Raw genomic sequence first — 20535 nt, 5'->3', positions numbered from 1 at the left:
ACTACTCGAGCGCCGACGTCAGCCGGGCCACCCCGTCGAGGAACTTCGCCCTCGTCGGCTCGCGCAGCCAGTCCTCGAGGGTGAGCTCGCGGCTGATCGCCCGGTAGCCCTCCTCGACCTCGCGCATGTCGCGCACGAACGACTCGCCGCGCACGAGCATCGAGATCTCGAAGTTCAGCAGGAACGAGCGGATGTCCATGTTGCTCGAGCCGATGAACGCGATGTCGTCGTCGATCGTCATGTGCTTCGAGTGCAGGATGAACGGCCCCGGGTACATGAAGATGCGCACGCCCGCGCGCAGCAGCGGCTCGTAGTACGAGCGCTGCGCATGCCACACCATGCCCTGGTCGCCGATCTCCGAGACGAACAGCTGCACCTCGAGGCCGCGGAACTTCGCCGAGGTGATGGCGTACATCATCGCCTCGTCGGGCACGAAGTACGGGCTCGTGATGATGACCTTCTCCTGGGCCGCGTTCACGAGGCCGAGGAACATGCGCAGGTTGTTCTCCTCGTCGAACGACGGGCCGCTCGGCACCACCTGGCAGACCAGCGCCTCGGATGACTCGTCGAACTCGAGCTCGCCGACCTTCACGTGGGCCGTGTCCATGAGGTTCTCGCCCGTCTCGGCGTACCAGTCGGAGAGGAAGACCGTGTTGATCGCCGCGACCGTCGGCCCGGTGACCCGCGTCACGAGCTCCTGCCACTTGAGGCCGCGCTTCTGGTTCTTCGGCGAGTCGTAGTCGCGCGAGATGAGGTTCTGCGAACCGGTGTATCCGACGTGCCCGTCGACGACGACGAGCTTGCGGTGGTTGCGCAGGTCGGGGCGCTGGAACTGCCCCTTGAACGGCTTCACCGGCAGGAGGTACTTCCACTCCACACCGATGCGGTCGAGCTCGGCGATGGTCTGCTTGTGGATCGGCACCTTCGCCGAGGCGATGTAGTCCATCATCAGGCGCACCTTCACGCCGCGCTGCACCGCCCGCTCCATCGCGGCGAAGAACTCGCGCGTGGTGTCGTCCCACGCGACGATGAAGAACTCGATGTTCACCCACGACCGCGCCGTGTCGATCTCGGCGGCCATGCGGTCGATCGACGCCTGGTAGTCGCCGATGAGCTCGGCCCGGTTGCCGCCAGAGGCGGGCAGGGCGCCGAGCGTGCGGTTCTGCTGCACGATCGAGGCGAACCACGCCGGCCACGTCGCGCGGTCGACGGTGTAGTCGTGGGCGTCGACGTTCTGCGCGATGATCGCGTCGACCTCCTGCTGGCGCTTGCGTCGCTTCTCGGGCAGCCTCGCGTTGCCGATGATGAGGAACAGCAGCACGCCGATGAACGGGATGAGGAAGATCGCGAGCAGCCACGCCATCGCGGCGGTGGGCTTGCGGTCCTTCGGCACGATGAAGAGCGCGATGATGCGGATCGTCCAGTCGGCGAGGACGAGCACGATCGTCCAGAACACGGCCGGATCGAGGTTCACGAGCGTGCTCCGTCGCGATCGGGGGTGCTGCGGATCATCGTCGCCTCCTCGGTCCCGTTCGCACGTCGCGGCGCCGCGGGTGAGACCACGATAGCGGTCGAGGGCCGCTGGATCGCGTGCAGGCGCGCGCGACGCGCGGTGCCGTCGTGAAGCGGCACCGCGCGTCGGGATCGGGGTCTGCGGATCAGCGGCCGGCCGGCTCCCACTCGAACCCGTCCGGGTCGGCGACGGCCGATCCGCCACCGATGAGGACCAGGCGGTGCGAGCCCGAGCCCTCCTCGGGCACGCCGGCGTCCTTCGCGAGGGGTCCCCGACGATAGAGGCCGAGCTGGATCGCCCCGCCCTGGCTCTCGAACTCGACGTAGCTGCGGCCGAAGCTCTTGCCGACGCTGAATCCGCGGTCGACGTAGAAGCGCTTGCTCGCGAGGATGTCGTCGGCGCCGAGCAGCAGCACGATCCGGTCGATCTCGCCGGAGTCGGGTGCGGTGTCCTTCTTGGCGGAGGTCGCGATCTTCCAGATGCTGCCGTCGGGCGCCTGCACGACACCGCCGACGCCCCACATCGACTTCGCGACGGGCTTCACGACGGTCGCGCCGGCGGCGACGGCCGCCTCGACGATCCGGCGGACGGCGGCGGGCTGGGAGACGACGAGGGAGGCGACGTGACCCCGGAATCCGGTGGACGGCGAGGTGGCGGCGCGCACGCGGATGCGCGACCCGAGGCCGAATGCGTCGGCGTAGAAGCGCTCGGTCGCGGCCGGGTCGTCGGCCTCGATGACGATGGAGTCGATGGCGGTGGAAGCGGTGATCGTGTTCATGTCGATCACGCTATTTCGGGGCCGGTCGGGGTCGCTTCTCAGATCCTGACCGATCGATCCGAGGCGCCTCAGCCGCCGAGCCGGATCGCCACGATCCCCGAGACGGCGAACACCGTCGCCGCCATCCGCCACCTGCTGAACGGCTCGCGGAAGACGAAGTAGCCGATCGCACCGGCCGCGAGGACGCCGGTCTCCCGCAGGGCGGAGACCACCGCGAGCGGCGCCAGCGACTGAGCCCACACGACGATCGTGTAGGCGACGAGCGAGAGCACGCCGCCGAGCGCGCCGACCGGCGCGTGCCGGCGCATCCCGCGCAGCATCTCGCGGCGGTCGCGGGCCAGCACGAGGCAGACGATCGGCAGCGTCAGCCCCTGGAGGAGGAAGAGCCAGGACGCGTACGCGAACGGCTCGCCCGAGAGCCGCACGCCCATGCCGTCGATCACCGAGTAGGCGGTCACCGTCACGCCGACGGCGACCGTCATCAGCGTGCCGGTCGCGCCGCCGCGGCCCTTCGGCGACCACGAGAGCGCGAAGAGCGCCGCGGCGACGACGGCGACGCCGATGAGCTGCGCCGGCGTCATCCGCTCGCCGAGGAAGGTCGTCGAGATGAGCGTGATGCCGAGCACGGCGACGCCGCGCGTCAGCGGGTAGGCGCGGCTGAACTCCGACCGCGCGTAGGCGGCCGTGAGCAGCACGAGGTAGAGGGTCTGCACCGCGGCCGAGACGAGGAGGTAGGGCCACACCGCTGCCGGCGGGAACGGGAGGACGAGGCATCCCACCGCCCCCACCAACAGGTAGACCAGGCCGATGAGCGCCGAGGAGACGAGGCGCGCGGGGATCGCCTTGGCGAGCGCGTTCCACGTGCCGTGCAGCACGGCGGCGCCGAGCACCGCGGCGAGGACGAGGCCGCTCACGTGAGGCGAGCCACGCGCAGCAGCACGGCCTGCTCGGGCCGAAGCGCCGGCATCACGACGCCGACGGCGCCGAGCGCGCGTCCGCTCGTCTCGAGCGGCCCCTGCTGCCACCACGGCGCAGGCTCGGCGCCGTGCGGCACTCCCCCGATGAGCACGGGCTCCACCCGGTAGACGGACTCGCCGTCGAGGCCGGGCAGCCGGACTCGTCCGGGGCTCGCGACGCTCGATCGCGCGAGCGAGACGTACGCGTAGAGCGCCGCCGAGCCGTCGCGGGCGACGACGCCGTTGAGCGAGAGCGAGGCGTCGGGGTGATCGAGCCGCACGACCTCGCCGCCGTGGAGGAGCTCGCGGTGGGCCTTGTGCAGCTCGATCCACTCGCGGAGCTCGGCGAGCTCGGCGTCGCTCGCGGTGCGGAGGTCCCACTCGACCCCGAGGTGCCCGAAGAGCGCCGTGACGGCCCGGAACGACAGGGCGTGGAGGCGGTTCGTGATGTGCGAGGCACCCGAGGCGACGTGCGCGCCCATGAGCTCGGGCGGCACGAGCTGGGTCGTCCAGCGGTTGCTCTGCTGGCGGTCGATCGGGTCGTTGTTGTCGGAGACCCAGACCCGGTCGGTGCGGTCGAGGGCGCCGAGGTCGACCCTGCCGCCGCCCGAGGAGCACGACTCGATCTCGAGCCCCGGGTACCGCGACTTCAGTTCGTCGACGAGGCGGTAGTACGCGAGGGTCTGCTCGTGCACCCCGGGCCGGCCCGATGATCCGCCCGCGTCGACGAGGTCGCGGTTGTGATCCCACTTGAGGTAGGCGATGTCGTACTCGTCGAGGATGGCGCACATGGCGTCGCGCACGTGCGCGTACGCCTCGGGGATCCCGAGGTCGAGCACCTGCTGGTGCCGCGACTCCACCGGCAGGCGGTCGCCCGTCGACATGATCCACTCGGGATGGGCCCGCGCGAGGTCGGAGTCGAGGTTCACCATCTCCGGTTCGAACCAGAGGCCGAACTCCATGCCGAGCGCGCGCACGCGGTCGACGAGCGGGTGCAGGCCGTCCGGCCAGACCTCGCTCGAGACCGTCCAGTCGCCGAGACCCGCACGATCGTTGCGGCGCCCGCCGAACCATCCGTCGTCGAGCACGAAACGTTCGATGCCGAGCTCGGCGGCCCGCTCGGCGAGCTCGACGAGCGTGTCGGCGTCGTGGTCGAAGTAGACCGCCTCCCACACGTTGAGCGTCACCGGCCTGGCCGAGCGGGGGTGCTGCGGGCGCGCACGGAGGTGCCGGTGCATCCGTCTCGCGGCATCGTCGAGCCCCGCGCCGTAGATGCCGTACACCCACGGGCTCTCGTAGCGCTCCCCCTGCGCGAGGCGCACCTCGCCGGGCAGCAGCAGCTCGCCGCCGCCGAGCAGCTGCTCGCCGGTGAGGACGCGTTCGACCTGGTGCACGTGATTGCCCGACCAGGCGGTGTGGATGCCCCAGACCTCGCCGTGCGCGAAGCCGAAGCCCGGCGTGCCGACCGAGAGGACCATGGCCGAGTCGAGCCCGGTGCGCCCCCTGCGACCTTCGCGCCGGTGCGTGCCGACGGTCATCGCCCGGCGCTGCGGGGCGCGCTCCCCGGACCAGCGCCCGGCGAAGTCGAGCACCTCGCTCGCGATCGCGGGCGTCGGCAGGCAGAGCAGGAGGTCGTCGAGCTGGTACGTCGCATCGCCGAGGTTCTCGATCTCGGCGCGCGCGCGCACGACACCGGCCTCGCTCAGTTCGACGGTGAGCGTCAGCCCGAGCTCGGCGGCATCATCGACCGCGGTCACCACGAGCGACCCGGCGCCATGGTTCACGACGAGCGCATCGGATGCCCCGGCGAGCACCGTGCCGTCGAGCGTCGCCGACCTCACGCGCCACAACGGCGACCACGCGGCGCCCTCGCGCGAGCCGCTGACGCCGGGGCGGCCCATCCAGCCGCGTGCGTGCTCGGGGAGGAGGGAGAGGCGCACCGGGACGTCGACCTCGCTCGCGGCGACCGGCAGCACACCGGCCTCGCGCAGCGCGGCGTACCCGCGTTCGTCGAGCGGGCCGCAGTCGGCGCCCCAGTGCACCACGGACGGGAGAGTGCCGTCGCCGAGGTCGAGGACGAGGGCCACGCCGGCGGCGCGCATCACCACGCCGAAATCGGAGGTTCGGGTCATTTCAGGTTTCCTCTCGCAGCGGCCTGCAGGGTAGTGTTTACGTCACCATGTCGCGTGAATCGAACAGTTCGTCCGGGCCGGCGTCGTCGCCGAAGGCGCGCGCATCCATCAACGATGTGGCCGTGCATGCCGGGGTCTCCGCCCAGACCGTCTCGCGCGTCGCGAACGGCCAGACGAACGTGCGCCCCGCCACCCGCGATCGGGTGCTCGCCTCGATGCAGGCGCTCGGGTACCGTCCGAACAGCGCGGCGCGCAACCTCAAGTCGGGCCGCTTCCGCAGCATCGGCTTCGTCACCTTCAACCTCGCGACGCTCGGCAACGAGCGCACGCTCAACGCCGTCGCCGAGGCCTCCGAAGCGGCCGGGTACACGACGACGCTGCTGCCCGTCATGGACCCGACGCAGCTCGACGTCGCCGGCGCGTTCGGTCGCCTCGAAGAGCAGGCGGTCGACGGCATCATCCTCGTCATGTCGGCCGAGGTCGGTGCGCTCGACGAGTGGGGCCTCACCGCGGGCCTGCCGCTCGTGATCGTCGACTCCGACGCGCAGCTCCCGTACACGATCGTCGACACCGACCAGGAGCAGGGCGCGCAGATCGCACTCCAGCACCTGCTCGAGCTCGGTCACCGCGACATCGCGCACATCTCGGGCCCCGAGAACTCGTTCTCGTCGCGCCGGCGCGCCGACGCGTACCGGCAGACGATGGCCGCGGCCGGCCTGCCGGCACGGCCGGTGCTCGTCGGCGACTGGAGCGCCGAATCCGGCCTCGCCCGGGCGCGCGAGCTGCTCGCGACCGACGAACCGCCGACCGCGATCTTCGCCAGCAACGACCAGATGGCGCTCGGCGTGATGCACGCGATCCACGAGCGAGGGCTCAGCATTCCCGGCGATCTCAGCGTGGTCGGCTTCGACGACACGGAAGAGGCGGCGCTGTACTGGCCCGCCCTCACGACCGTGCACCAGAACTTCGACCAGGTCGGCCGGCACGCCACGAGGCTGCTGCTCTCGCTCATCGACGGCGAGGCCGAGACGAAGCAGAAGCTCCTCATCCCGACGAGCCTCGTCGTGCGCGACAGCTCGGGGCCGGTTCGGGGCGGGCGCTAGACGCACCTTCACGCCTCGGTCTGCCCGAGCTCGGGGCGGGTCACGAAGCGCGTGCTCGCCGACGCCGCGCCGACGGTCTCGAAGACCAGGAGCTCGTTGTCGCCCGCGCGCAGCACCGGTGCGGGCACGTAGTACGTCCGCTGCGGCCCGCGGCTGCGGTACCGGCCGAGGTTCACGCCGTTGACCCAGGCGACGCCCGTGCTCCACCCCGGCAGGCCCAGGTGGAGGTCGGTCGCCTCGTCGAGCACGAAGTTGCCCCGCGCGAACACCGGGCCCGACAGCGGGGCGGGGGCGCCGGCGACGGGCTCGATGGCGGGTGCGGTCGCGAGGGCGGCCCGCACGCGGTCGAGCGCCTCGAGCGAGACCGCTCCGGCCGACCAGGACCGCAGCGGAACGCCGTCGAGCGTCGCGGGGCCGATCAGCCCCTTGGCCTCGCCGAGCCGGGGCCCGTAGTTCACCCCGCCGAGGAGCTCGACGAGCACGGTCAGCTCGCCGCCTGGCCCTTCGGGAATCGGGAGCACCCGTTCGTGGAGCTCGCGGTCGAGGACCCCGACGAGCGCGCCGTCGAGGAACACCTGCGCCCGGTCGCGCACCTCGCCGAAGGCCAGGAGGCCGCCGTGCGCGATCCGGGTCGAGTACACGGCGAAGCCGCGCGTCGCCCCGAACTCGGCCGCGACCGGAAGCTCGTCGAACTGCTCGGCGGCGAGGATCGGCACCGACCACAGCGGCACGCTGCGGTCGAGCCGCACGTCGAGCACGGGGGCATCCTGCCGTTCAGCAGGAACCTCGTCGGGCACGGGCGCGTACTTCGCGATGACCTCGCGGAAGCGCCAGAATTTCTCGGTGGGGGTGCCGTCCTCCGCGAGCGGCGCGTCGTAGTCGTACGACGTCGCGATGGCGCGATAGGTGCCCTTGTCGTTGGCCCCGGCGGTGAACCCGAAGTTCGTGCCGCCGTGGAACATGTAGACGTTGACGGATGCCCCGGCCGCGAGCAGCTCGTCGAGCTCGCGGGCGGCGTCGTCGGCCGAGGTCGTGTGGTGGATCTCGCCCCAGCTGTCGAACCAGCCGCACCAGAACTCCGAGCACATGAGCGGGCCGGTCGGCTGGTGGCGACGGAGGGCGGCCAGCCGCTCCCCCGCGCGCGAGCCGAACGAGGCCGTCCGATGCAGTCCGTCGAGGCTGCCGCGCACGAGCATGTGCTCGAGGGGCTGGTCGACGGTCGTCAGCGGCACGTCGATGCCGTGCCCGCGCGTCAGCTCGACGAGGCGCCGGAGGTACGCCTGGTCGGCGCCGTACGCGCCGTACTCGTTCTCGATCTGCACGAGCACGACGGGTCCGCCGTGCTGGATCTGGCGCGGACGAACGATCGCGTAGACCGCGTCGAGGTACTCGCCGACGGCCTCGATGTAGGCCTCGTCGTTCGAGCGCAGGACGATCGAGGGGTCGGAGATCAGCCAGGACGGCAGGCCGCCGTCGTGCCATTCGGCGCAGATGTAGGGGCCGGGGCGCACGATCGCGTGCATGCCCTCGGCGTGCACCAGGTCGAGGAACCGCGCGAGGTCGAGCTGTCCGTCGGTGCGGAACTCGCCGCGCGTCGGAGCGTGCTCGTTCCACGGCACGTACGTCTCGATGGTGTTGAGCCCCATGAGCCGGGCCTTGCGGATGCGATCGCTCCACTGCTCGGGGTGCACCCGGAAGTAGTGGAGCGCACCGGAGAGCACCCGGTGCGGCGTGCCGTCGAGGAGGAAGTCGGTGTCGCCGATGGAGAAGGTGGGCATGCGCTGATCCTGGGTCGAGAAATGGACCGCGGGGCAGCCGCCGTGACGGCGACTGCCCCGCGGAGTGGTGCGTTGGTGCTACTCGTTGACCGAGAAGCCCTGTTCGTTGCCGAACTGGACGAGGGTGTCCTGCCACTCGAGGAGCGCCTCGTTGAGGTCGCCGCCCGATCCGAGCGCCTTGCCGACCGAGTCGGAGAAGACGTTGTTGGCGTAGCCCTGGTAGGGCAGGTACTGCCAGCCGGAGATGACCGACTCGGCCGAGGCCGCACCGATCTGGTTGGCGGGCTGGTCGCTGTACCCGGGGAAGGGGTAGTCGAGCCACTCGGGGTTCTCGAGGTCGGCGACGGTCGAGGGGAATCCGCTCGCGTTCAGCAGCTCACGGCCCTCACCCTCGGCGAGGTACTTGAGGACGCCGGCTGCAGCAGCCTTGTGCTCGCTCTGCGAGGTGACGGAGAGGCCGGAGCCGCCGTTCTCGGCCGAGGCGGGCTGACCGTCCCACGTCGGCATCGGTGCGACCTTGAAGCGACCCGCGGGGCCGTAGTCCTCCATGCCGCCGCTGATCATCCAGGAGCCCATCAGCAGGGTGCCGAGCTTGTCCTGCGTGAGCGCCTTGGTCCACTCGTCCGACCAGGTCGCGAGACCCGAGAGCTCGCCGGCTTCGAGGCGCGCGCCCCAGAAGTCCGCGAACTTCTTGGTGCCCTCGTCCTGCAGGTCGATGGTGACGTTCTCGCCGTCGGTCTTGAACGGCTGGCCGCCCGACGCCCAGATCATGCTCGTGAAGAAGCCCGCGTCACCGCTGTTCGCGATGTAGGCCTCGGGGTCGGCGGCGTGGATCGCCGCCGACGCCACGGCGAACTCGTCCCACGTCGTGGGGGCCTCGGTGATGCCGGCCTTCTCGTAGAGCGCCGTGTTGTAGATCATGACCATGGGGCCGGAGTCGCCGGGCAGGCCGATGAGCTGGTCCTCCACGTTGACCGAGTTCCACGTCGACGCGGTGAAGGCGTCTTCGTACTCCGCGAGGCCGTACGGGGTCAGGTCGGCGAGCGCACCGCCGAGGGTGAGCTGCGGCATCGTCTGGTACTCGACCGGGACGATGTCGGGCGCGCCCTTGCCCGCCTTGATCGCGTTCTGGAGCTTCGTGACGACGGCGTCGGGGTTCTCGAGCTTGACGACGTCGAACGTGACGTTCGGGTACTTCTTCGAGATCGCGTCGGCCTGCTCCTGGGTGTTGTCGCTCCAGGTCCACCAGGTGAGCGTGACGTCTTCCTCGAGCGCCGCGTCGGTGTCGGTCGACCCGCTGTCGGCGCCCGGCGCTGCGCCACTGCAGCCCGCGAGCACTCCGACGAGCAGCGCACCGGTGCCGAGTGCGGCACCGAGACGCGCCCATCGGCGCGTGGTGTTTCGTTCCATTGCTGTGGTTCCCTTCATGGTGTTTGGGTGGTTCTGCCGGGCGAGCCGGACTACTTGACGCTCCCGGCGGTCAGTCCCGACTGCCAGTAGCGCTGCAGGTAGAGGAATGCCGCCGAGATCGGGATGACGGTGAGCAGTGAGCCCGTGATCACGAGGTTCGGGATGGCCTGGCCGCCGATCGCGCTCGACTGCGCCGACCACTGGGCGAGGCCGACCGGCAGCGGGTACCACAGGGGGTCGCTCAGCATGATCAGGGGCAGGAAGTAGTTGTTCCAGGTCGCGACGACCGTGAACATCAGCACCGTGATCAGTGCGGGCGCGAGCTGGCGCAGCGCGATGACGAAGAAGATGCGGATCTCACCGGCGCCGTCGAGTCGGGCGGCCTCGAGCAGCTCGTCGGGGATCGCCTCGGCGGCGTACACCCAGACGAGATAGAGGCCGAACGCGCTCACCATCGACGGGATGATCACCGACCACGGCGTGTTCGTGAGCCCGAGCCCGCTAAAGAGCAGGAACTGCGGCACCGCGAGCGCCGACGCAGGGATGGCCATCGCGCCGAGGATGATCGCGAACACCCATTTGCGTCCCGGGAAGTCGTACTTCGCCAGACCGTACCCGGCGAGGGTCGCGAGCAACGTGGCGCCGCCTGCGCCGATGACGACGTAGACCAGCGTGTTGCCGAGCCAGCGCAGGAAGATGCCGTCCTGGTAGGTGAACGTGTCGACGATGTTCTGGAAGAGGGAGAACTCTCCGCTGAACCAGAAGGCGAAGGAGTTGTAGAGCGAGTCCATCGTCTTGGTCGAGTTGACGATGAGCCACCACAGCGGCACGAGGCAGTACAGCAGCATCAGCGTCATGAGGATGCCGAGCGTGATCGAGGCGCGCTTGTGGCGAGGCGTCGTCTTCGCCCGCTTGGGCTCGGTGCGCGGGACCTTGCCGCTCGCGAGCCGGCTCGGGGCACGGCCGGTCACGGCGCCCGTCTCGACGGCGCTCATGCCTTCGCCCCCTTCTTCTCGCCGGCGAGCTGGACGAGGTAGGCGACCACCATGGTGATGACTCCCGAGACGATCGCGATCGCGGCGGCGTAGTTGAACTGCGAGCCGGCGAACGACAGGTTGAAGGCGTAGAGGTTGGGCGTGAAGTAGGTGGTGATCGAGTTCGGGGCGATCGTCTGCAGGATCGACGGCTCGTTGAAGAGCTGGAAGCTGCCGATCACCGAGAAGATCGTGGCGATGACGATCGCGCCGCGGATCGACGGGAGCTTGATCGAGAAGATGGTGCGGAACGTGCCGGCGCCGTCGATCTCGGCCGCTTCGTAGAGCTCCTGCGGCACCGCTTTCAGGGCCGAGAAGAAGATCAGCATGTTGTAGCCGACGAACTCCCACGTCACGATGTTGCCGATCGACAGCAGGATGTGGTTCTCGGCGAGCGGGGAGGGCAGGTCGACGCCGAAGAAGCGGTTGAGGTCGGCGACGAGCCCGAACTGCGAGCCGTACATGTAGCCCCAGATCATGACCGCGACGACACCGGGCACCGCGTACGGCAGGAAGATCGAGAGCCGGTAGAACGGCACCCAGCGGAGTCGGGCGCTGTCGAGCGCGAGGGCCGCGAACAGCGCGAGGCCGAGCATGATCGGCACCTGCACGAGGAGGAAGATCGAGACACGGCCCATGGCCTCCCAGAACTTCGGGTCGACGAGAGCCTGGGCGTAGTTCTCGAGCCCGACGAAGGAGTTGCCGCCCATGAGCGTCTCGCGGAAGAGCGACAGGTAGATCGCGTAGACGAGCGGTGCGATGAAGACGAGTCCGAAGACGAGCATGAACGGACCGACGAACCACCAGCCCGACCAGTCGCGCCGCGCACGCCTGGGGCGGCCGCCCGACGCGCCACCGGACGCGCCGCCGGTCACGGCGATGCTCGCGTAGGTCTCGGTCGAGACCCCGGCGGGCTGCTGCGGATGAACCTGCGCCGCGGTCATCCGCGACCCGCTCCCGCGCCTCGGGCTGGCGACGTCTTCGTCATGCGCTTCCGCACTCCTTCGTGAATGTTTGCGTTCCCATCGCAGTATAGGCGAGGATGATGTTTGCGCAAACACGTTCGGATGATCCGAAGGTCACGATGGCATCACGCACCACGGATTCCGCGTGATCCCGGTGGTCCGGAGGTGCATCCGATCGATCGGACTGCGCTTGAATGACGAGTGGCCCGCCGCTCATCGGGCCCTCGGGGCCGACCATGTCCCCACCCCTCGACAACGCCGTTTGGATGCACGCATGATCACCACCCTCCACGTCGTGTTCAAGACCCACCTCGACCTGGGCTTCACCGACACCGCCGCGAACGTCACCGACCGCTACGTGCACGAGTACCTCCCCCGTGCGATCGCGCTCGCCGAGGAGCTCGAGCGCCGCGGCGGCCGGGCCAGGTTCATCTGGACGACCGGGTCCTGGCTCATCCACGAGGCACTCCGGCTCGGCAGTCCCGACGAGCGCGCCGCGCTCGAGCGCGCGATCCGCGCCGGGCACGTGGCCTGGCACGGCCTGCCGATGACCACGCACACCGAGCTCATGGACGCGGGCCTCGTCGAGCACGGCATCGCGATCGGCCGCGGGCTCGACGCACGGTTCGGCCGGCGCACCACGGCGGCCAAGATGACGGATGTCCCGGGGCACACCATCGGCCTCGTGCCCTTCCTCGCCCGCGGCGGCCTCGACTTCCTGCACCTCGGCGTCAACGGCGCCTCCGCGGTGCCCGAGGTGCCCGAGTTCTTCGTGTGGCGCGCGCCCGACGGCAGCGAGGTGGTCGTGAACTACGCGCAGAGCTACGGCGCCACCGAGCTCGGCGTGGCCGTGATGCCGGGCGGCTCCGACGCGCTGCACCTCGCCCACACCGGCGACAACTTCGGCCCGCCCTCCGTCGACGAGGTCGAGGAGCTGTTCGCCCAGCTCGAGGCGGAGTACCCCGATGCGCGGGTGATCGCCTCGACGCTCGACGCCTTCAGCGCGGAAGCGGTGGCGAACCGAGCGAGCCTGCCCGTGCTCGACCAGGAGATCGGCGACTCGTGGATCCACGGCGTGGCGAGCGATCCCGTGCAGACGGCCCGGTTCCGGGCCCTGCTCCGCCTCCGCGCGGCGTGGCTCGCCGACGGCGCGCTCGTCCCCGGCACCGAGGAGTGCGACGCGTTCAGCGACGGCCTGCTGCTGGTGCCCGAGCACACCTGGGGCAAGGACCTCAAGACCCACCTGGCCGACTACGTGCACTACGAGAAGGCCGACTTCCAGCGTGCCCGCGCGGCCGACGTCGTCGATCCCGCACTGAATCCCGCCGAGTTCGACGTCTACGCCTGGGCGTACACCGAGCACCCGAACCCCGACGGCCTCCGCTACTCGGCGTTCGAGGGCTCGTGGGCCGAGCAGCGCGCGCACCTCGACCGTGCGCTCGCCGCGCTCTCGCCCGAGCGCCGCGCCGAGGCCGAGGCCGCGATCGCCGAGACCCGCCCCGCCGACGACACGGCCGTGCCGACGCCCGGCGAGCCGATCGCTCTCGACGCCGAGCTGCGGGCCGGCGCCTACCGGGTGCGGTTCGGCACCGACGGCTCGCTCGTCTCGCTGGTCGACGCCGGCGGAACGGAGTGGGCGGGCCCGGAGCATCCGCTCGCCGCCTACCGCTACGAGACCTTCGACGAGCGCGACGAGGCCCGATGGGTGCAGGAGTACTGCCGCGACCTCGACGAGACCGCGTTCTGGGCGGTGCCCGACCAGGCCAAGCCCGGCCTCGCGATCGCCGAGACGCTGCCGGCGACGACGTTCGCCCCGACCGTCGTGGCCGCCGAGCGCGTGGCCGACGGCAGCGACACGATCGTGTCGCTGCGCCTGGCGCTGCCCGAGGCCGCGTGCGAGGACTGGGGCGGGCCGCGGGACATCCGTCTCGCCTATCGCCTCCCCGCGGAACCGGGCCCGATCGGCATCACCCTCGACCTCCGCGACAAGGACGCGTCGCGGCTGCCCGAGGCCGGATGGCTCGGCTTCCGCCCGCGCGTCGAGCCCGGCGACTGGCGGCTGGACAAGCTCGGCACCGCGGTCGACCCGCAGTCGGTCGTGCGCAACGGCAACCGCAGCCTGCACGCCGTCGCCGGGGTCACGCACACCGCGGCGCGCACGTTCTCGCTCGAGCCCGTCGACGCGGCCCTCGTCGCCGTCGGCCGCCCGGCGCTCTACCGCTTCGACAACACCGTGCCCGACCCCGGCGAGGGCATGCACGTGAACCTGCACAACAACGTCTGGGGCACCAACTTCACGATGTGGTTCGACGACGACCTCCGGTTCCGCTTCGTGCTCGACCTCGGAGCTGCCCGATGACCGCCGCGCTCGTCACGAGCCCGCCGGTCGTGATGGCGCCGCGCGCCGACGGGTTCGAGGTCGTGTGGGGCGTGAGCCGGCTCAGCCGCGGATGGATCGAATGGGAGGCGGCCGACGGCACTCGCGGAACGGCGACGGCCGACGCCTTCGGCATGGTGCCGCAGGGCGACCGGGTGCTGCGCGTGCGCACCGCCGGATGGGCCGCGGGCACCGCGCTGCGCGTCCGGGCCGTGACCGAGGCGGTCGGGGCGCCCCTCGAGCGGCACGAGAGCGAGTGGAAGCCGGTGCGCACGCTCGACGGGGCATCCGACCGCGCTCGCTTCGCCGTCTGGAACGACACGCACCAGCGCGACGACACCCTGCGCGCGCTGCACGAGGCGACCCCCGAGGTCGACGTGCTCGTCTGGAACGGCGACCTCTGCAACGACTGGAAGGACCCGTCGTGGTTCACCACGACGGTGCTGAACCCGGCCGGTCTCGACGTCAGTGCGGGGCGCCCGCTCGCGATCGTCGTCGGCAACCACGACGTCCGCGGCACGTGGGCCTACCAGCTCGAGGACTTCGTGGCGACGCCCGAGGGGCGGCCGTTCACGGCGTTCCGCATCGGCCCGGTCGCGTGCCTCGTGCTGCACACCGGCGAGGACAAGCCCGACGCCCACCCGACCTTCGAGGGGCGGGTCGCGTTCGAGCCGCTGCGCGCCGAGCAGGCCGAGTGGATCGGCGAGGTCACCGCGCGCCCCGAGTTCCGGGATGCCCCGTATCGGGTCGTCTTCTGCCACATCCCGCTGCGCTGGATCGACGAGGCGGTCGTCGACTACGACGCCGAGGGCTACGACTGGTTCAGCCGGATGAGCCGCGACGCATGGCACGACGCGCTCGTCGCCTGGGGCGCGCAGATCGTCGTGTCGGGTCACACGCACTACCAGACGTGGATGCCGGCGACCGAGGAGTTCCCCTACGGGCAGCTCATCGGCGGCGGCCCCGACGTCGAGGTCGACTCCGACGAGGCAGCGGCGTGGATCGACGGCGAGGCGAGCGCCGAGGAGCTCGTGCTCACGCTCCGCGACCTCGGCGGCGCGGTGCTGCAGGAGGTGCGCCTGACGCCGCTCGGCTGAGCGAGCCCGAAGGCCGGAGGGCCGGGTCGCCATGGCGACCCGGCCCTCCGTCATGCACGGCGAGCGCGGCGGTTCAGCTCAGCGGCTTGCAGAGCAGCGCGTCGGGCACTCCGCCGTGCATCCAGCGGTAGGTGTACGCCACCCCGGCGATGTACTCGGTGTCCTTGCACTGGCCCTTGTAATACCCGGGTGCCCAGTCGCTGGCGGTCGAACCGGCGCCCGCCGGGCGATTGTCGCCCTGGTCGAACCAGACCAGGCGGCCCTGGCTCGCGGGCAGGGCCGTCGTGCTCGTCGCGCAGACGAGCTTCCACATCGCGGCCTTGGTGCCCGTGCCGGTGCCCAGGCTGTAGCCGACCGCGACCTCGCCGGGGTTGCACTGCAGCTTGTCGTAGCCCGAGGCCCAGTCGTTCGTGATGTTGCCCTGCCCGCTCTGCACGCGCGGGTTCGACGTGGCGATGCCGCCGACGTCGGTGCAGAGGCCGCGGTTCGTGCTCCGCGCGATGCCCTGGAGCCGCTGGCTGTCGGGGCAGGTGCCCTTCCACTGACCCGGCGACCAGTCACCCGCCTGCAGCATGCGCAGCGACGACTGGCTGTCGACGAAGCCGCCGCTGCCGATCATGTTCCAGCGCGGCACGGAGGCCACGGGGCCGGTCTTGCCGTTCGCGTTGACGAGCTTCACCCACTGCGGGTAGCGCCAGTCGTCGGCGATGCTGAGCTTCGTGCCGTCGGGCTTGTAGGCGAGCAGCGCGTAGCCGTCGGCGAAGTTGCCGGCGGCATCGGCCTGGGCGACGAGCGGCCACGCGGCGAAGTCGCTGTCGTTGGCCGCGAGGATGTCGGTGAAGTTCACCCACCACGCCTTGTCGAGCGCTCCGGTGTCGGCGGCGTGGCCGATGCCGAACTCGCTGAACCAGACAGGTGCGGTGTAGTGCTGGCCGGCCGTCGTGACGAACGCCGCGGCCCGGTTCACCTCGGCGACGAGCTCGCTCCGGCTGAGGTCGCGGTAGCGGGGGTCGTGGGTCTCGCCGAGGCCGGTCGCGCCCGTGTGCTTCGGCCCGGTGTAGGCGTAGATGTGCGCGGCGTAGACGAGCTTGTCGGGGTACGGGAGGGCGTTCGAGAGGTTCGCGACGGGTTTCAGGTGCGGGCGGTCGTGGGAGAGCCCGTCGAGCGGGATCCCCTGCCAGTTGATGCCCTCCATGATGACGAGCACCTCGGGGTTCGCCTGCTGGATGGCGATGCCGGCCCGCTGGTACGCCTGGTAGAGGTCGTACTCGTTGCCCCACCCCCAGTTGGCGTCGTTCAGGATGTCGCGGCGCACCTCGTTGCGCAGGTCCATGCCGACCACGCGAGGGTTGTCCTCGTAGCGCTCGGTCAGCATCACCCAGTCGCTGATCCACTTTTCGGTGGTCTGGCTGCTGTTCCACCGCTCGTTGCCGTCGTTGGTGCCGCAGCACCAGTGCGAGGTGGTGGTGTGGTTGTTGAGGATCACCGCGAAGCCGTCGGCAGTCAGCGCCTCGACGACCGCGTCGAACACCTGCAACGGCGTCTTGCCCTTGAGCGAGGGGTTGGCGGCGACCGCGGCATCGGGCACCGGCGCCGTCATGCCGAGCATCTCGTTCGAGTACGACAACCGGATGCTGTTGAGCCCGAGCCCGTGGAAGTCGCTCATGAGCGTCGCCATCGGCGCACGATCGAGGCCCATGGGGATGTCGGAGCTCATGCCGCTGTTGTGGTTGGCCGGGTCGTTCTTGTCGCCGCTGCCGCTCCAGTGCCCCTGCGCCCCGTCCCAGTTGGCGGACTCGAGCTTGAACCGGTCGCCGTCGGCGTCGACGATGTAGCGGCCGACGGTGCTGAGCGGCGCCGTCCACGACGCTGCGAGCTCGGGCCCCGTGAGCACCTCGATCGGCTCATCCTGCGGTGCGGCGTGCACGGGGCTCGCGACCGAAATCGCGAGGGCCGCGGTCGCGAGGGCGACCGCGATCCGGAGTGGGCGTCGTTGCATTTCTGCGAACCTCTCTGTTCTGCCGCGCGCGACCTCCCACGGTCGTGTGCGAGCCCGGCGCCGGCGCTTGACGAGGTCAGGCTATGGGCGCCATGATCAGAATGTCAACGTAAACATCGCCGAGATCCCGGCGCTGCGAACGCCCGTGACGCAGAGGTCGCCGGGCGTCTTCGGGCACCCCTGACGGCGGCGCCCGGCACGCCGCGACGAGCGGGCCGGCCCGCCCTCGGCAGGGGGGTCTACCCTGCCCTCGGCGAGGGGTCGACGCGGGCCGCGACGACGTCGACATCGCGCTCCGAGGCCGGCAACCCCGCATCCCGCAGCCGGTCGCGGATCATCGATCGCACGTCGTCGACCGCCGAGGTCGCGAGATCGCCGCGCACCTGCTCGACGAGGCCGTCGAGCTTCTCGGCGCGGCTCGCGTCGTCGTGCCCGGCCTCGACCGGTTCGCGTTGTTCGTCCATGGCGCGATCGTCGCATCTCGCGCGACGGCCGGCGAGCCCCTTGACGCGGCCCCGTCGGTGTGCGGGGCGACCGCCGACCGGCCCGCGCCCCGACAACGGGGGCCGTGCGACGCCTTGACGTCGGGAACGGGCGCTCGCTACCGTCCGACCATGATCACGGCCGAGTTGCTGCGCGAGGTCCCGGCGTTCGCGCCACTGCCCGATCCGACGCTCGAATACCTCGCCGGCGCCGTCGAGGACATCCGGCTCTCGCCGGGCGAGTACTTCGCCCACGAGGGCGAGGAGCGGGCGCTCTTCGTCGTGATCGAGGGCCGGGCCGAGATCACGAAGGTCGTGAACGGCGAGGAGCGGGTGATCGGCACCCGCACGCCCGGCCGCTTCTTCGGCGAGGTCCCGATGACCCTCAGCACGCCGTTCCCCGCGAGCGGGCGCGCCGCCGAGGCATCCAGGATCGTGAAGCTGGATGTCACGGTCTACTACACGCTCGCGGCGATGGCCCCGAACGTGCCCGCGCTCGTCGCGGGCCTCGCCCGGCGCTACCTCGACTCGCTGCAGGAGATCGCGGCCGAGCAGCGCGCGAGCGAGGTGCGGGTGATCGGGCCGCGGCAGGATCCCGGGGTGCACGCGGTGGCGACGTTCCTCACGCGCAACCAGGTGGCGTTCGAGCGCAGCGTGGTCGAGCCGGGCGAGGCGGGCGGACGGTACCCGGTGGTCGAGCTCGTCGGCCGCGATCGGCTCGTCGCCCCCTCGATGCGCGAGGTCGCGACGGCCGTCGGCCTCGACGTCGAACCGTCCGCGAGCGAGTACGACGTCGTCATCCTCGGCGGCGGGCCGGCCGGGCTGACCGCGGCGGTGAACGGTGCCGCCGAGGGCCTGCGCACCGTTGTGATCGAGGCGCTCGCGCCCGGCGGTCAGGCCGGCACCTCGACGCGCATCGAGAACTACACGGGGTTCCCGTTCGGCATCTCGGGCGACGACCTCGCGAGCCGGGCGCTCAAGCAGGCCGGCCGGCTCGGGGCCGAGATCGTCGTGACCCGCACCGTCGAGGCGATCGACCCCGCACGCCACGAGGTCCGCCTCGACGGCGGCACCACGCTGCGCACCGCCGTGGTGCTCATCGCGACCGGCGTCGACTGGCGCACGCTGCCCGTCGAGGGGGTCGGCCGCTACCTCGGCAACGGCGTCTACTACGGCGCCGCCCGCAGCGACTCGGCGGTCGCCCAGGGCGCCGACGTCTGCATCGTGGGCGCGGGCAACTCGGCGGGGCAGGCGGCGCTGTTCTTCGCGCGCCACGCCCGCTCGGTCACGATGCTCGTGCGCGGCCCGTCGCTCGAGGCGAGCATGTCGCGCTACCTCATCGACCAGCTCGCGCAGCACGAGGCGATCCGGGTCGAGACCCGCACCGAGATCGTCGGCCTGCACGGCGACGGCGGCCTCGACGGGGTCGAGGTCGCCGACCGCGCGCACGGCACGACCGCTCGACGCGAGTGCCAGGTGGTGTTCGTCATGATCGGCGCGGATGCCTCGACCGCGTGGCTTCCCGACGCGATCGCCCGCGACGAGCACGGCTTCGTGGTCACCGGCGCCGAGGCCGCCGAGACGGGCGCCTGGCCCCTGGAGCGGCGCCCGTTCTCACTCGAGACGAGCGCCCCCGGCGTCTTCGCGATCGGCGACGTGCGCTCGGGGTCGGTGAAGCGCGTCGCCGCCGGCGTCGGCGAGGGCGGCATGGCGATCGCCTACGCCCACCGCTACCTGGCGTTGCAGCCCGAGACCGCCTGACGGCGCGGCGAGGCGGCGAGCGCCGCGACCGAGGCGAGCGCCTCGCCCTTCGCCTCGTCACCGGCGGTCATCGGCCCGTCCACTCGAGCAGGCATTCGACGGGCCACGTCGTGACGATGCGCTCGGCGGGCACCCCGTTCGCCTCGGCGCGGGCGGCGCCGAGCTCGAGGAACGAGAGGTGGCCGGGCGCGTGGGCGTCGCTGTCGATCGAGAAGAGGCATCCGGCCTCGAGGGCGATCGCGATGAGCTCGTCGGGCGGATCCTGACGTTCGGGGCGCGAGTTGATCTCGACGGCGACGTCGTGCTCGGCGCAGGCGGCGAACACCGCCTCGGCGTCGAAGGTCGACTGCGGCCGGGTGCCGCGCGAGCCCTCGACGAGCCGTCCGGTGCAGTGGCCCAGCACGTTCAGCTGCGGGTCGGCGATGGCGCGGAGCATCCGCCTCGTCATCTCGGCGCGCTCCATGCGCAGCTTGGAGTGCACGCTGCCGACGACCACGTCGAGCCGGCCGAGCATCTCGGGGGTCTGGTCGAGGGCGCCGTCGACGAGGATGTCGACCTCGATGCCCGCGAGCAGCCGCAGCCCCGGCAGCCCCGCCTGCACGACCTCGATGAGCTCCTGCTGCTCGGCGAGCCGCTCGGCGCTGAGTCCGTTGGCGACCCGGAGGCTCGGCGAGTGGTCGGTGATCGCGAGGTACTCGAGCCCCTGCGCTGCGGCGGCCTTCGCCATCACGGCGAGGCTCGTCGTGCCGTCGGACCACTCGGTGTGACTGTGCAGGTCGCCGCGCAGCTCCGCCCGGAGCCCGGTCGCCGCGGCTCCGGCGGGCGAGAGCCCGGCCTTCGCACGAAGGTCGGCGAGCCGTTCGGGCACCTCGCCGGCGAGCGCCGCCGAGATGACCGCGAACGTCGAGTCGCCGACGCCCGCCGTTCGCCGGAGGCGGCCGTCGGCCGCGCGGGCGGCGAGCTCGTCGGCGTCGAATGCGCGAATCGCGTCGGCCGCCTTGCGGAACGCCTTCGACTTGTACGCGGAGGCGCGGTCGCGCTCGAGCAGGAAGGCGATCTCCTCCAGGGCTGCCACCGGGTCCATACCTCGATTTTGTCGCGGGCGGCGCTCATCATGCTTGACTCGGCCGGATTTCCTCGGTATATCTAT

Annotated in this window: 15 protein-coding genes; 4 read left to right on the top strand and 11 right to left on the bottom strand. The window is 71.1% G+C overall.

Annotation, left to right across the window (positions count from 1 at the left end; translation table 11 throughout):
- Position 1 precedes the first annotated feature (1 nt).
- The 4 genes from cls to ACFVSL_RS06350 form a co-directional block, all read right to left on the bottom strand.
- A complete protein-coding gene (gene cls / locus ACFVSL_RS06365; protein ID WP_386939516.1) occupies positions 2–1474 on the bottom strand; it encodes a cardiolipin synthase in 1473 nt (490 codons plus the stop codon).
- 184 nt (positions 1475–1658) lie between these two features.
- Positions 1659–2291, bottom strand: a complete 633-nt coding sequence (locus ACFVSL_RS06360; protein WP_386939514.1) for a glyoxalase — start codon at positions 2289–2291, stop codon at positions 1659–1661.
- A gap of 68 nt (positions 2292–2359) precedes the next feature.
- The gene (locus ACFVSL_RS06355; protein WP_386939512.1) at positions 2360–3205 is read right to left on the bottom strand and encodes an EamA family transporter; all 846 of its coding nucleotides are present in this window, start codon (positions 3203–3205) and stop codon (positions 2360–2362) included.
- Positions 3202–5379 carry an alpha-galactosidase gene (locus tag ACFVSL_RS06350; protein WP_386939511.1) on the bottom strand — a complete coding sequence of 726 codons (2178 nt, stop codon included), beginning with the start codon at positions 5377–5379 and terminating at the stop codon, positions 3202–3204. The genes ACFVSL_RS06355 and ACFVSL_RS06350 overlap by 4 nt, the downstream gene beginning before the upstream one ends.
- 47 nt (positions 5380–5426) lie before the next feature.
- On the opposite strand from ACFVSL_RS06350, the gene ACFVSL_RS06345 reads away from it, so the two are divergent.
- Complete coding sequence (locus ACFVSL_RS06345; protein ID WP_386939509.1) at positions 5427–6482, top strand: LacI family DNA-binding transcriptional regulator; 1056 nt, start codon at positions 5427–5429, stop codon at positions 6480–6482.
- A gap of 8 nt (positions 6483–6490) precedes the next feature.
- Here the strand turns inward: ACFVSL_RS06345 and ACFVSL_RS06340 are convergent, their stop codons facing one another.
- From ACFVSL_RS06340 to ACFVSL_RS06325, 4 genes are all read right to left on the bottom strand, one after another.
- Entirely contained in the window at positions 6491–8260 is a 1770-nt protein-coding gene (locus ACFVSL_RS06340; protein WP_386939507.1) for a beta-galactosidase, read from the bottom strand.
- Positions 8261–8338: 78 nt separating this feature from the next.
- The gene (locus ACFVSL_RS06335) at positions 8339–9670 is read right to left on the bottom strand and encodes an ABC transporter substrate-binding protein (protein WP_386939506.1); all 1332 of its coding nucleotides are present in this window, start codon (positions 9668–9670) and stop codon (positions 8339–8341) included.
- A 50-nt stretch (positions 9671–9720) separates the two neighbouring features.
- Positions 9721–10665, bottom strand: coding sequence for a carbohydrate ABC transporter permease (locus tag ACFVSL_RS06330; RefSeq protein ID WP_386939505.1), 945 nt, complete (start codon positions 10663–10665; stop codon positions 9721–9723).
- Positions 10662–11489: a carbohydrate ABC transporter permease gene (locus tag ACFVSL_RS06325; protein ID WP_386941117.1), complete on the bottom strand. Its 828-nt coding sequence runs from the start codon at positions 11487–11489 to the stop codon at positions 10662–10664. The genes ACFVSL_RS06330 and ACFVSL_RS06325 overlap by 4 nt, the downstream gene beginning before the upstream one ends.
- Positions 11490–11943: 454 nt before the next feature.
- Here ACFVSL_RS06325 and ACFVSL_RS06320 point away from each other — a divergent pair, with 454 nt between their 5' ends.
- Positions 11944–14028: a DUF5054 domain-containing protein gene (locus ACFVSL_RS06320; RefSeq protein ID WP_386939504.1), complete on the top strand. Its 2085-nt coding sequence runs from the start codon at positions 11944–11946 to the stop codon at positions 14026–14028.
- A complete protein-coding gene (locus tag ACFVSL_RS06315) occupies positions 14025–15143 on the top strand; it encodes a metallophosphoesterase family protein (RefSeq protein ID WP_386939503.1) in 1119 nt (372 codons plus the stop codon). The genes ACFVSL_RS06320 and ACFVSL_RS06315 overlap by 4 nt, the downstream gene beginning before the upstream one ends.
- A 73-nt stretch (positions 15144–15216) precedes the next feature.
- Here the strand turns inward: ACFVSL_RS06315 and ACFVSL_RS06310 are convergent, their stop codons facing one another.
- Positions 15217–17142, bottom strand: coding sequence for a glycoside hydrolase family 5 protein (locus tag ACFVSL_RS06310; RefSeq protein WP_386939501.1), 1926 nt, complete (start codon positions 17140–17142; stop codon positions 15217–15219).
- A gap of 239 nt (positions 17143–17381) precedes the next feature.
- Positions 17382–17606 carry a hypothetical protein gene (locus ACFVSL_RS06305; protein ID WP_386939500.1) on the bottom strand — a complete coding sequence of 75 codons (225 nt, stop codon included), beginning with the start codon at positions 17604–17606 and terminating at the stop codon, positions 17382–17384.
- Between the two features lie 150 nt (positions 17607–17756).
- On the opposite strand from ACFVSL_RS06305, the gene ACFVSL_RS06300 reads away from it, so the two are divergent.
- On the top strand, positions 17757–19385 hold the full coding sequence (locus tag ACFVSL_RS06300; RefSeq protein ID WP_386939499.1) for an FAD-dependent oxidoreductase: 1629 nt from the start codon (positions 17757–17759) through the stop codon (positions 19383–19385).
- A gap of 67 nt (positions 19386–19452) precedes the next feature.
- On the opposite strand, the gene ACFVSL_RS06295 is transcribed toward ACFVSL_RS06300, so the two are convergent.
- The gene (locus tag ACFVSL_RS06295; RefSeq protein WP_386939497.1) at positions 19453–20469 is read right to left on the bottom strand and encodes a PHP domain-containing protein; all 1017 of its coding nucleotides are present in this window, start codon (positions 20467–20469) and stop codon (positions 19453–19455) included.
- Positions 20470–20535 lie beyond the last annotated feature (66 nt).

The organism is Agromyces sp. NPDC058064, from assembly GCF_042885275.1.
GTDB lineage: Bacteria > Actinomycetota > Actinomycetes > Actinomycetales > Microbacteriaceae > Agromyces.
The sequence above is the reverse complement of the archived record's forward strand: the minus strand, read 5'-3'. Positions and strand labels throughout refer to the sequence as shown.